Below are 10,938 nucleotides of genomic sequence, written 5' to 3'. Positions count from 1 at the left end.
CTGACTGTACGATAGCCCTGTTTTGTCACCTTAGCTAATACCCTCTCAATGAGAGATGTCTTCCCCATTAGTTGAGGGGCTTTAACTCGAATCAAAGAACCCAGTTGCAGCAAAGTTTCATAGCAAAGCATTTCAATACGAACACGCTCTACATATAATTCTGAAATTAGTAAGCTGTGTTCCGTTTGAGTTAAAGATAATGGAGGAGAAACTTCTTGAATTTTGCTATGATACTGCTGACTATGGTTAATTATTGGTTCCGCGCTTGGTAGGTAATATTCCGATGTAAATTGCCGCTCCCAACATTGCTTTTCCCAATGTCGTTTTAAGGCTTCTTTAAAATTACTTTTTTTGACTTTTTCCCCCAGAGCTTCTGTCAATGACCTCCAAAGCTTGGGTGCAATATCTTGACTAATATAACTTGTTGCATATTGGTTCTTAGCCGCGATTTGATTATACTCATGTCGTTGCCAAGCTCCTTTAAGTACAATTATTTCCACATCAGTTAAGCCACGATTGAACTTTGCTAAAACGGCGTGGTTAGCAATTTTAATTGCCTCATCTAAATTAAAAGCCATAATGAAGTGGCGTTGATTTGTGTAAATATTGATATTTTTTAAGTAATCAAAGGTTAAATTAAGTCTAAATTATTATATGATATGCTGAATGTATAAATTTACCTGAATTTACCTGAATTTTGATTATCCTGAATCTAACTCAATTCTTAATTGATAAAACACAATATGCTCTAAATGTAACAATCCAAATGAATTTATCAGACTTCGCCCGCTTTGCTAATATGCAAAGGCGCAGAGTCGCAAAGAGTAAGAGCTTAAGAAATGGGATTTTTGATTTTCATATCTTAATTCAGCAACGCCAAATTTTAATTACAGCAAATTGTCATCAAACCTGGAACAAGAACCCCACCCCCAACCCCCTCATCGCTTGCGGGGAGGGGGCTAGGATGTAGCTTATATGATTGGAAATCGCTGTAAGGTTTAAATCAAGGCTGAAAACAAACAGAGCAGATTTTGTTTCTTTGTTTATTGCCAAACTACAATGAAGACATATAGGAATCAACCCGGATTCCTATATGTTCAGGAATCAATTACTCGGACATCAATGGCCTGTGCTATTTCCCGATCTATGGTCATAGATAAATCACCACATTTAATCACAAAAGTCGGAAATTGCTGTTCTACAGTAATCGTCTTCCCTGTTTTAATGCCCCATTGATATCAGCTTTTTTCTAATCGTTTCATCCTGACTTTGGCAAACAGTAACAATGCCACAATCTCCAGAAGTGTTGAATGTTAAGATTTTGATGATCTTGTTCAAGTTGTGCATTGGCATTGGTGATACCAAATTTGAGCAGTTAATGACTCTATTCTCAATAAATAAGGGATTTTGCCTGGGTAAAACGCAAACATTGTCAAGTTTTATTGCAGGATTCAACACTTCTGCACAATCTCCTGATTTCAGCAATTCTAAAGAACAACCCATAATAGTAAAAGAAATAAACATTGTATTATCAAAATAAAAAGCGAAAATTGAAATGATGAAAGATGATAAACATCCTCCATCATTGTTAAAAATGAAAGGTAAAGCAAAAGCTTAATGGTGTCAACTTAATCTCAAATCCCTACCACATCTCGTTCCTAGTCTCTGACTAGGAATGCAGTTGATGAGGCTCTGCCTCTAATATCATTGAAGGCAGAGCCTTCTAAAATGCGTTCCCAGTCAGAGACTGGGAACGAGATGAACATCCTCCATCATTGTTAAAAATGAAAGGGTAAAGCATTGCTAAACCCCTACAGATATTTGTTATGATTTTCAGCCAGTAGGGTGCGTTGTCCCAAAGTGCAACGCACCATAATCTTAAACATCCGAAATATCCGACTCAGCAATTATTTTAATCTGGCAAATCTAATCTGATTTTCAGTAACTACGACAAAACTATCTACTAACTTTTCCTTATGCTGCTCTAATACCTGTTGTAAAATATAGATTTTATTTGCTGAACGTTCATTTTCCAAACGCAGAAGAATCACACCCCGGTGAGGGTATTTATCTCGATAAACTTTCTCGCCAAAATCTTTGTCACTAGTAATCAAAATCCAATTTTCATCAAAGGCCTTTTGAATAATTGTGTCATCATCTATTCCCCGTCCTTGTTCATAAACTGAGAAAACTTCATAATCTTGTTCACGTAACCAGCGAGCGACAGCCACACCTGTATTTTCATCTACTAAAAATCGCATCTAGGCAATCTCCGCAATCAAAGGCATGAAACTGGTACTTTCTAGAGAGCGAGATGCAAATAATAAACAAGCGCGAATATCTGCTTCTACTAAACCTTCATATTCTTCCAGAATTTCTGCGACTGTTGCACCATATGCAAGGAGATTAAGAATATACTCGACGGTTAAGCGTGTACCCTTAATTGTCGGTTTTCCAGCCATTACTTTGGGATTTGTAGTAATACGATTCAGTATTTCTCGTTCTATCATATATTATCAAGTGGTAAAGAACATAGCAGTTACATTTATTATATTATTTGATGCTGTAGGTTGGATCAAAATTTCACCTAAAAGGAAAATTTGCTTTCTACAGGTTCAAGATATCGTTGGCTACTCAGATATCAATCTCAGAAATTCCTGATAAAGTAACTTGTGGACGGTTAGGAAATTCAACAACAAGCTTTAAATCACCACCTAAATCAGCAATATACTTTCGCAGAATTGAAAGCATTAAATCAGTATTTTGTTCCATTTGAGAAATATTTCCTTGATCAATTTGAAGAAGTTTTGACATTTGCTCTTGAGTGAGTTTGAGTGCTAGTCTCAATTGTTGTCGTGTCATTTCTTCAGCAATGAGAAAGTTAGATTCTTCAGAAATTTTTTGCTGTCTTTCTAGTGGTAACTGTTCTAGTTTTTTCTGGCTCTTGCGTCCCTTTTATGGTGATTGAGGATTGATGATAACAAAACCCTTACGGGACAAGGGTTATAAACAATTATTTCCATATTTTCAATGAAATGCCTACACAATAGGGCTTTCAATGATTTTGAACCAGGTTTTCCATAAAAATAACCGAAGAACCTTTTTTCTTTAAAGTTTTCCTCATTGTTTATTCTCACTTTTCTTCTGATTGGGTTTTTACAGCAAATTGTCATCAAACCCAGAACAAGAACCCCACCCCCAACCCCCTCCCCGCAAGCGATGAGGGGGCTAAGATGTACCTTATATGATTGGAAATCGCTGTAATTGAGTTAGAATAGATATTCTTGTAAAATTATCCGCCAAGCTTGAATATGAGATTCTTTAATTTCTGTTGAATTTCTAGCATCTTTTACTAATTCTTCGGTATATGTGTTAATAAATTCACGATAATCTTCTATAAAACGCAAGTAATATTTTAAAGTATTCACAATACCATTAGCAATAATCTCTAAACCACTTTCTCTTTTAATATTCAAAATTAATTCATTAATATATTCTTCTTCATCTTGATTAATAAAACAGTCTTTATATGTCGTCAGAATATAATACCCTTCTATTGTTGTATTGGCAGATTTTTTCACTATATCTAATATCATATTTCTATCAATAGGAACATTATGTTTTATTTCTAATATTTCAAATGGATTATTATGGTTATCTCTTATTTCTATATCACCATAACCATGTTTATCAGCAGAAGTATGAACATTTAAAGGTAGTAATATTTTATTTTTAAATCTGCGGATAGTTTTAAATAACTGTTTGTAAATAGCAAAAATTACGATAACTGGTAGCCTAGAACTTAAAGGTTCTTGAAAATGTCTTTCTACCATTTTCATCACTCTATTAATATTGATAATATTTACAGAATTAGCAACTTCTAAAGTTTCTAAAAAAACCACTTCATGATATTGGGACAGAAGATGCAACTGCGATAAAATATAAATTATGCATTGTTCAATATCAATTTTTTGATTTTCAATTTTATCAATTAGTGTTAAAAAAGGTTCAACTAAACTTTTGCTTCTCAATGGTAATTTTATTCCTTCCTCAAAATTCCAGATAATTTCTGCGCGTGTTGCTTTTGTTAAAAATGCAGTTTCCTTATTAGCGTATCGTGGAAAATTTATTTTAAAAAATGGTGTAGTTACCTTAGTATCAAGGACTCTAGCAGAATATCCATTTGGAAATTTAGCCATGTGTAACCTAATATCTTGCTCAGGTTTAATTATTTTCTTAAGTAAAGTTGTAATAATTACCTGAATTAAAGATTTATCAGTTTCTATTTTCTGAATAAAAATATCTAGGCTTACTTTTATTTCTTCCTGAATTTCTGATAATGCTTGATTTTCAATTAATTCAATTGCTTGCTGATAAAATTTTTCTAATATTTCTATGTCTTGATTATAATTATATTTCATATAAATAATTCCTGTTGTTTAGAATCAGGTTCTTCCATACGGTTATTAGCTAAATTTACATACTCAGGATTAATTTCAATTCCTAAATAGTTTCTATTTAAATTTCTAGCTGCTACACAACTAGTCCCACTACCACAAAAAGGATCAAGGACAAAATCACCTTCTTGAGTTAACAATTTAATAAGTTCTTGAATAATATATATAGGATAAACTGCTGGATGATGATTATTTTTAGTAATTTCTACCGGACTTTCGATGATGTCTTTTTTCATCGTGTTTCCTAAAATTCTAATAATAGTAAAACCATTATTCTTAATTTGGTTATTTCTGCCTCCATCTTGTCCACCATAGGCTAATTTATGTATTCCATGAATTTTCATTCTAAATCCTTCAATTTCTCCATTATGTACTGCCAAAATAGCTTGATTTAATGCTTTAGTAGCATTTATTTTTTGTTCTTCGCTTAAATCTGAATTTTTGATTAATTCCAGATATTTTTTACCTAATTTATCAGATGGTTTACTTTTTATGCTTTTATGAAAAGTGTCTAAGTGTTGTAAATAACTATCTAAATTAAAGTAATAATCCTTTGATTTAGCAAATATGAAGAAAGGTTCTGTAGCTTGTATTAATTTCCTTTTATCTTGACGTGGTGTAGGATTTAGTTTTGACCATGTAATTTGATTAATAAGAAAAATACTTTGATTTTGGGTGGCTTGAATTGCAAATTTATAAGGAATTAGAGATAAACTGCCATTAATATATTTATCTCCCAAATTAAAAACTATTGCTCCAGTTTTTTTCAAGACGCGCACACATTCCCAAAAAACTGTTAGTATATTTTTTAAATATTCTCCTTCAGTTGCTTCATTACCTATACCCAAATCACCATTTCCATAATCACGTTGTTGAAAATATGGTGGTGAAGTAATAATTAAATCAAAACTATCATTCTCTATTTGTTTGAGAACAGATAGATTGTCACCCAGAAGAATTTTATTTCTACAGTCTAATATTTCTTGTAATTTCATACAATTATCAATGAGTATTAATTTAAATTGTTACATTGACCTAATAATACAGGTTTTATGTCTTTTAAATCACAATTTAAACAAAAGTTAATAATCTCTATTTTTCACCCATCAATTACCCGCACATAAATAGCCCGTGCTATTTCCCGATCTATAGTCATAGATAAACCACCACATTTAATCACAAAAGTCGGAAATTGCTGTTCTACAGTAATCGTATTCCCTGTTTTAATACCCATTAATATCAGTTTTTTTCTAATTGTCTCATCTTGACTTTGGCAAACAGTAACTATGCCACAATCTCCTGATTTCAGCAATTCTAAAGAACAACCCATAATAGTAAAAGGAGTAAACATTGTATTATCAAAATAAAAAGCGAAAATTGAAATGATGAAAGATGATAAACATCCTCCATCATTGTTAAAAATGAAAGGGTAAAGCAAAAGCTTAATGGTGTCAACTTAATCTCAAATCCCTACCACATCTCGTTCCTAGTCTCTGACTAGGAATGCAGTTGATGAGGCTCTGCCTCTAATATCATTGAAGGCAGAGCCTTCTAAAATGCGTTCCCAGTCAGAGACTGGGAACGAGATGAACGAGATGAACGAGATGAACGAGATGAACGAGATGAACGAGATGAACGAGATGAACGAGATGAACGAGATGAACGAGATGAACGAGATGAACGAGATGAACGAGATGAACATTCTCCATCATTGTTAAAAATGAAAGGGTTTAGCATTGCTAAACCCCTACAAATATTGTATTAAGCAAGGTAAGGTTCTTGGTGGGTTTTGATTGTGCAGTTAGAACGAGGATAGGTAACACACAATAAAGCGAATCCTTTGCCCATTTGCTCATCATCTAGGAAGACTTGATCGTCTTGATTGACTTCACCTTCAACAATCTTACCTACACAACTAGAGCAAGAACCGGAGTGACAGGAAAAAGGTAATTCAATACCAGCTTCTTCTGCTCCTTCTAGAATTGTGGTGTCTTCGTCAATTTCAACTGTAGTGTCTAAATCTTCTTTTTTGTTGATCAATCTTACTTGATAACTTGCCATTTTCCAATTCTCCTCAAAGATTAATGAAGTGAGCTTTTGAGTTACAGCAACGGACAAGGAGGTGAGGACATTAACTAATAATAAATAAAAGACTTTTAGCACTGTCACCTGTCACCTGTTCCCTGTCACCTGCTATAGAGCTATTGTCCACAAGGTACACCTGTGGGAGTACCATCATTGGTTTTAAAAGACTTGCCACAACCGCAGGTATCAGTTGCATTGGGATTGGAAAACTTGAAACCGCTATCCATGACTCCCTCAACAAAATCAACTACCACACCTGCTAATAACGGCGCACTTTTAGCATCAACGTAAATCAACACATTTCCTTGTTGAGATACGACATCATCAGGTTGGGGCTTACTGGTAATTTCGATGCCATACTCGTAGCCGCTGCAACCACCGTCTTTAACCCAGATGCGGACACCCTTTTTAGCGTCTTCGGTTGCAGAACCTTTTAAAAATGCCCGCAGACGAAATTCAGCCTTTTCTGTTAAAGTAACAGTCATTTTGTTTCCTATTCTGTAGCGAATATTCTGATTTGGAATGTGGATTTTGAAAAAGTGGTACTTTACACTGTTGCAGTTTGAGATTGGGAATATCTCCAAGGGGCAGTATTACCGCAGACTGGACAATTGCGATCGCGGTGAGAACGGCGTTTAGCAAATTCCATTCTGTTCAAGTCAATCGTCAGCAACTCTGACAACAGCGGTTGACTAAAACCAGTAATGAGTTTGACCGCTTCCAAAGCCGTCAAACAAGCCAAAGTCCCAGAAACCGCCCCCAGCACAGAAAACCCGCGCCGATCCCAATCAGGCTTTTCTGGAAACAGACAGGATAAACAAGGCGTAACACCAGGAATAATCGTGGTGAGATAAGCCTCCATTCCATCCATAGCCGCCTCTACCATTGGCTTACGCCAGCGCACACAGGCTTCATTTAACAAATTGCGTTCAGTGAAATTATGAGCGCAATCCAAAGCCATATCCGCCGACTGCACCAACTCGTCTACATTGTCAGCAGTAATGTAATCGTGAATTACATCCACTTGGACATCAGGATTGATGGCTTTGAGTGTTTCTTGGGCTTTAAATACTCTAGGTTTACCCACCCAGTCATCAGTCATCAAAACCTGACGATTCATATCATCCAGCCGCAAATCACCACCCCGGACTAGGATTAGCCGCCCAACGCCCGCTACTGCTAGGTAAAGCGCCGCCGTACCGCCTAATCCACCCACACCTGACACCAAAACAGTCGCTGACTTCAGGCGCTTTTGAGCTAATTCGCCAAAATTAGGAAGCATCATTTGGCGACTATAGCGTTCCAATTCGGTAGGCGTTAGGTTGATCACTTTTTAACTCCTAATCTGAGGTGATTTCTGTCAGGGTAACTACATTTTTCCGCTTATCATTAAACACCTTGAACAGCTTTTGTTCATGAGGTGTAGATTCTATAAACACCTGATAAGCTTGTTCCAAAGCTGTGCAATATTTCTCTAATCTTTCTTCATCACTTATCTGGGGATAAGTATCATCAATTTGACTCATGAACTGAGAAAACTTTTTCAAAATATGTAAACGATTTACGTTCACAAATTTTTGGTCGTAGGACAGATTAAAAAAGATAAAAAACTCTTCTGCATCTACGAGCTTTTTAAATTCATCAATATTGGTACTCATTTAGAATTCTCCATTTTTTTGAGTTGTTGCTTGAGTCCATCTAACTGACAGTAAATTTCATAAGTTTCCGCAGCAACATCCATCAGTTTGTGGTAGTCTGTGGGCAATCCTTCCGCTAAATCATGCAGATCCATTTTCATTTGACCTGCTTTGCTATTTAGCTTTTTAATCTTGTTGGTGATTTCCTCAATTGTCATATTTTTTGTCCTTTGTCAGTTGTCCTTTGTCAGTTGTTCGTTGTTCAAATACCACTGACAACTGACTACTGACCACTGACTAATTAAAGATTGCCAACTTCGGGGAAACGCTTGGCTAAATCAATTCCCTTCTCAACAAACTTTGTGCCTTCTTCGTCTAATTTCTCGAAGGAATCAAAACCAAAACGATGGGCATCACGTAAAGTTTTTACCGCTAATAATAAGCGTCCAGAAAATATTAAAGCCCAGCCGAAACCCTCATGTCCTAGTTCAACAACGACGTTGGAAATGAGTCCAGTTTCCTTTTCAATACTGGCAGCTACAGCCCGAAAAAAGGCATTGATGCGGGAAATTGTAGCGGGATCAATTTCACCTTCCACGGAAATTTCCCGTTTCTTTTTTTTAGTAACAACATAGGGTTTGAGGATTAACTCATCAGTCCAACTCCGGTAAAAACCATAGCTATCTTGCGCCCGGATTTGTTGAACTAATGATTTATGGAAAGGAGTTAAAACCACCTCTGAATTGTTACCAGTTCCATTCACATCATTTATGCTCATAATGTTGCTTCGTTTTCAAGTTCTTCAGCAAAACTAAGTTTTTTCTGCCCTAAAGCTTTCCGTAACCAAGGTGGAGGATTACCCTTGAGAGTTTTGACTAATTTGTTGAGAATATCTTCAATCTTTTCCTCTTCAGATTTAGCCTTAACTGGGGTTACACTCTTTTTAATTAAACGAGCGGCTGCACTACCACCAATAGCGACAACGTAAACAATAGTGCAATCATTAAGTGCTTGAAGTTTAGGGGTAATTTTATCTTCATTACCATCTTCCTTCAAATCACCTTCAAACTTGAGAGTTTCGATAAATTCATATCCATTATCGGAAATTTCATAAACATCAATTTCCTTAGCCCAACCAAAGTGAGCATTAACATGAATTCGGTCAGTTGTCGTAAAAGCAATTTTCACTTTCATTTGTCCTTTGTTGGTTGTCAGTTGTCAGTTGTTGGTGGTCGGTTGTCATACTAATTATTCTGAATTAAGATGAACGAACCACAGAGGCACAGAGGACACAGAGATAGAAAAAATGGTATCAGGTGTTATTTGTTGATTACTGATGACCATTGGTTCATCATTGTTGATTCTTCGTGTTCTATGAATAGGTTTCCTATCCCAAAAAGAAGCTCGATAGTACCGCGATAGCCTACTTTGGTAAATAGACCGTTTCCTAATCGGTCATAGATGGGAATACCTAAACGATAGAGAGGAATTGAGAGACGTTTAGAGATGGTATTTACGTTGGAATTACCAATTAATAAATCAGAACCTAATGCCAACTTTTCAAAATCCTCTAAATCACCAATAGTGACATTATTGATAGGAAGTAGTTCAAGTAATGGGGAACGAGTTGTTGTCACAGCATTGTGAATTTCTGCTCCCATTGATTGCAAAAATCCAACTATAGTCCACAACAAATCTGGTTCTAAAGCTAAAGATACTCGTTTGGAACTAAAATAAAAGTGAGTATCTAACATTGCGTCTTGCAATTGCCGACGTTGACGACGATATTTTTCAGGAACGGGATTTCCACTTAATAAAGATAACTTTTGCAGAAATTGATCTACAGGTTCTAATCCTGTTAAATCTCTGAATACTTGATAACTTGTTCCAAAGCGTTCCTCTAAAATTTGCGCCGCCCCTAACATACTTTCACCTAATGCTAAGGTAAACGCCGAACTACCTAAAGAACGCAATTGTTTGAGGGTTGTACCACTAGCAGTTATAGGAGTATAACCATCTTCCAAATGTCCATCTAAAGAAGCTCCCAAATCAGGAACAAAGATTGGTTCTAAACCAAAAGCTGTGACAATTTCTCGAATTTCCAGCACATCTCCGGGAGTGAGCGCAGAACCAGCTAAAATTGTGATTTGTTCTGGTTTAATTCCCCCGGCTTTGGGAATTTCTTTAACTATACTTTCTACCGCAACTGCAAAACCGTCTTGCAATGCACCTTTAAAATCAGGAGTAGGAGCAAAAATAATGGCTAAATGATTAAGTTCAGGGTGACGTTCTCGAATTTCTTTCAAGAACATTTCTATATCATCACCTCTAGTTTCTGTTAACCCCGTAGTACACAAACCAATAATTTCCGGTTGTACCTTTTCCACCAAAGTGAGAATAGCTTGCTCAACATTTTCCTCACCACCCAAAATAGTAGTAACTTCCGTCATTGCAGTAGTAGCAAGAGGAATTGCTTCCCGAAAATGTCGAACCAAAACCACTTTTGCAAAAGCTGTACAACCCTGAGAACCATGAAATAAAGGCATAGTTCCCTTCAAACCCAAAAAAGCCAAAGAAGCACCTAAAGCCTGACTTTGTTTGAGGGGGTTTACAGTCACAGACTTTTCTGGAACAATTGCGATCGCCATAAATTAATCTTTGATAAATTATAAACTTCTGAACATCTAACAATCTTGTGGGATGGGCTTCTAGCCCGTCCAAGGGCAGGCAGGATGCCTACCCCACAAGAATTAACAAGA

18 protein-coding genes are annotated in these 10,938 nt (G+C 36.1%); 1 reads left to right on the top strand and 17 read right to left on the bottom strand.

Annotation, left to right across the window (positions count from 1 at the left end):
* Positions 1-578 (bottom strand): AAA-like domain-containing protein (locus FJR37_RS19800; RefSeq protein ID WP_174763455.1); only part of this gene is annotated, 578 nt, incomplete at its 3' end.
* Positions 579-1,097: 519 nt separating this feature from the next.
* Complete coding sequence (locus tag FJR37_RS27815; RefSeq protein WP_340626565.1) at positions 1,098-1,178, bottom strand: hypothetical protein; 81 nt, start codon at positions 1,176-1,178, stop codon at positions 1,098-1,100.
* A 107-nt stretch (positions 1,179-1,285) separates the two neighbouring features.
* Between FJR37_RS27815 and FJR37_RS19790 the strand changes: the two genes are divergently transcribed.
* Entirely contained in the window at positions 1,286-1,540 is a 255-nt protein-coding gene (locus FJR37_RS19790) for a hypothetical protein (RefSeq protein WP_039200989.1), read from the top strand.
* 367 nt (positions 1,541-1,907) lie between these two features.
* On the opposite strand, the gene FJR37_RS19785 is transcribed toward FJR37_RS19790, so the two are convergent.
* The 15 genes from FJR37_RS19785 to nifN all read right to left on the bottom strand — a co-directional run bounded on the left by FJR37_RS19785 (position 1,908) and on the right by nifN (position 10,827).
* A complete protein-coding gene (locus FJR37_RS19785) occupies positions 1,908-2,261 on the bottom strand; it encodes a DUF5615 family PIN-like protein (protein ID WP_039200990.1) in 354 nt (117 codons plus the stop codon).
* On the bottom strand, positions 2,262-2,510 hold the full coding sequence (locus FJR37_RS19780; RefSeq protein WP_039200991.1) for a DUF433 domain-containing protein: 249 nt from the start codon (positions 2,508-2,510) through the stop codon (positions 2,262-2,264). It lies immediately after the preceding gene.
* 124 nt (positions 2,511-2,634) lie between these two features.
* Positions 2,635-2,862, bottom strand: a complete 228-nt coding sequence (locus FJR37_RS19775; protein WP_081981380.1) for a helix-turn-helix transcriptional regulator — start codon at positions 2,860-2,862, stop codon at positions 2,635-2,637.
* 407 nt (positions 2,863-3,269) lie between these two features.
* Entirely contained in the window at positions 3,270-4,421 is a 1,152-nt protein-coding gene (locus tag FJR37_RS19770; protein WP_168466911.1) for a DNA methyltransferase, read from the bottom strand.
* Positions 4,418-5,452 carry a site-specific DNA-methyltransferase gene (locus FJR37_RS19765; RefSeq protein WP_039200993.1) on the bottom strand — a complete coding sequence of 345 codons (1,035 nt, stop codon included), beginning with the start codon at positions 5,450-5,452 and terminating at the stop codon, positions 4,418-4,420. The genes FJR37_RS19770 and FJR37_RS19765 overlap by 4 nt, the downstream gene beginning before the upstream one ends.
* Before the next feature lie 104 nt (positions 5,453-5,556).
* On the bottom strand, positions 5,557-5,808 hold the full coding sequence (locus tag FJR37_RS19760) for a FeoA family protein (protein WP_039200995.1): 252 nt from the start codon (positions 5,806-5,808) through the stop codon (positions 5,557-5,559).
* Between the two features lie 200 nt (positions 5,809-6,008).
* Positions 6,009-6,194 (bottom strand): hypothetical protein, encoded by a 186-nt coding sequence (locus tag FJR37_RS19755; RefSeq protein ID WP_168466897.1) that lies wholly within the window; start codon positions 6,192-6,194, stop codon positions 6,009-6,011.
* Positions 6,195-6,218: 24 nt separating this feature from the next.
* The gene (locus tag FJR37_RS19750) at positions 6,219-6,518 is read right to left on the bottom strand and encodes a 2Fe-2S iron-sulfur cluster-binding protein (RefSeq protein WP_039201032.1); all 300 of its coding nucleotides are present in this window, start codon (positions 6,516-6,518) and stop codon (positions 6,219-6,221) included.
* A 140-nt stretch (positions 6,519-6,658) separates the two neighbouring features.
* Positions 6,659-7,027, bottom strand: a complete 369-nt coding sequence (locus FJR37_RS19745; RefSeq protein WP_039200997.1) for an iron-sulfur cluster assembly accessory protein — start codon at positions 7,025-7,027, stop codon at positions 6,659-6,661.
* Positions 7,028-7,089: 62 nt separating this feature from the next.
* On the bottom strand, positions 7,090-7,872 hold the full coding sequence (locus tag FJR37_RS19740; protein ID WP_168466910.1) for a HesA/MoeB/ThiF family protein: 783 nt from the start codon (positions 7,870-7,872) through the stop codon (positions 7,090-7,092).
* A gap of 10 nt (positions 7,873-7,882) precedes the next feature.
* On the bottom strand, positions 7,883-8,200 hold the full coding sequence (gene nifW, locus FJR37_RS19735; protein ID WP_039200999.1) for a nitrogenase-stabilizing/protective protein NifW: 318 nt from the start codon (positions 8,198-8,200) through the stop codon (positions 7,883-7,885).
* On the bottom strand, positions 8,197-8,397 hold the full coding sequence (locus tag FJR37_RS19730; protein WP_053540100.1) for a CCE_0567 family metalloprotein: 201 nt from the start codon (positions 8,395-8,397) through the stop codon (positions 8,197-8,199). Before FJR37_RS19730 ends, nifW begins: the two co-directional genes overlap by 4 nt.
* Before the next feature lie 83 nt (positions 8,398-8,480).
* Entirely contained in the window at positions 8,481-8,957 is a 477-nt protein-coding gene (locus tag FJR37_RS19725; RefSeq protein WP_199308477.1) for a NifX-associated nitrogen fixation protein, read from the bottom strand.
* Complete coding sequence (gene nifX, locus FJR37_RS19720; protein ID WP_015081330.1) at positions 8,954-9,373, bottom strand: nitrogen fixation protein NifX; 420 nt, start codon at positions 9,371-9,373, stop codon at positions 8,954-8,956. The genes FJR37_RS19725 and nifX overlap by 4 nt, the downstream gene beginning before the upstream one ends.
* A gap of 125 nt (positions 9,374-9,498) precedes the next feature.
* Positions 9,499-10,827, bottom strand: a complete 1,329-nt coding sequence (gene nifN / locus FJR37_RS19715) for a nitrogenase iron-molybdenum cofactor biosynthesis protein NifN (protein WP_168466909.1) — start codon at positions 10,825-10,827, stop codon at positions 9,499-9,501.
* Positions 10,828-10,938 lie beyond the last annotated feature (111 nt).

The organism is Aphanizomenon sp. UHCC 0183 (assembly GCF_009712065.1).
In the GTDB taxonomy this organism is placed as follows: domain Bacteria; phylum Cyanobacteriota; class Cyanobacteriia; order Cyanobacteriales; family Nostocaceae; genus Dolichospermum; species Dolichospermum heterosporum.
The sequence above is the reverse complement of the archived record's forward strand: the minus strand, read 5'-3'. Positions and strand labels throughout refer to the sequence as shown.

Coding starts and splice junctions, on each gene's coding strand:
- FJR37_RS19770 (WP_168466911.1), bottom strand. CDS start 4,421: ATGAAATATAATTATAATCAAGACATAGAAATATTAGAAAAATTTTAT.
- FJR37_RS19725 (WP_199308477.1), bottom strand. CDS start 8,957: ATGAGCATAAATGATGTGAATGGAACTGGTAACAATTCAGAGGTGGTT.
- FJR37_RS19785 (WP_039200990.1), bottom strand. CDS start 2,261: ATGCGATTTTTAGTAGATGAAAATACAGGTGTGGCTGTCGCTCGCTGG.
- FJR37_RS19775 (WP_081981380.1), bottom strand. CDS start 2,862: ATGACACGACAACAATTGAGACTAGCACTCAAACTCACTCAAGAGCAA.
- FJR37_RS19745 (WP_039200997.1), bottom strand. CDS start 7,027: ATGACTGTTACTTTAACAGAAAAGGCTGAATTTCGTCTGCGGGCATTT.
- FJR37_RS19780 (WP_039200991.1), bottom strand. CDS start 2,510: ATGATAGAACGAGAAATACTGAATCGTATTACTACAAATCCCAAAGTA.
- FJR37_RS19750 (WP_039201032.1), bottom strand. CDS start 6,518: ATGGCAAGTTATCAAGTAAGATTGATCAACAAAAAAGAAGATTTAGAC.
- nifX (WP_015081330.1), bottom strand. CDS start 9,373: ATGAAAGTGAAAATTGCTTTTACGACAACTGACCGAATTCATGTTAAT.
- FJR37_RS19755 (WP_168466897.1), bottom strand. CDS start 6,194: ATGCTAAACCCTTTCATTTTTAACAATGATGGAGAATGTTCATCTCGT.
- FJR37_RS19760 (WP_039200995.1), bottom strand. CDS start 5,808: ATGTTTACTCCTTTTACTATTATGGGTTGTTCTTTAGAATTGCTGAAA.
- FJR37_RS19765 (WP_039200993.1), bottom strand. CDS start 5,452: ATGAAATTACAAGAAATATTAGACTGTAGAAATAAAATTCTTCTGGGT.
- FJR37_RS19730 (WP_053540100.1), bottom strand. CDS start 8,397: ATGACAATTGAGGAAATCACCAACAAGATTAAAAAGCTAAATAGCAAA.
- nifN (WP_168466909.1), bottom strand. CDS start 10,827: ATGGCGATCGCAATTGTTCCAGAAAAGTCTGTGACTGTAAACCCCCTC.
- FJR37_RS19790 (WP_039200989.1), top strand. CDS start 1,286: ATGCCACAATCTCCAGAAGTGTTGAATGTTAAGATTTTGATGATCTTG.
- nifW (WP_039200999.1), bottom strand. CDS start 8,200: ATGAGTACCAATATTGATGAATTTAAAAAGCTCGTAGATGCAGAAGAG.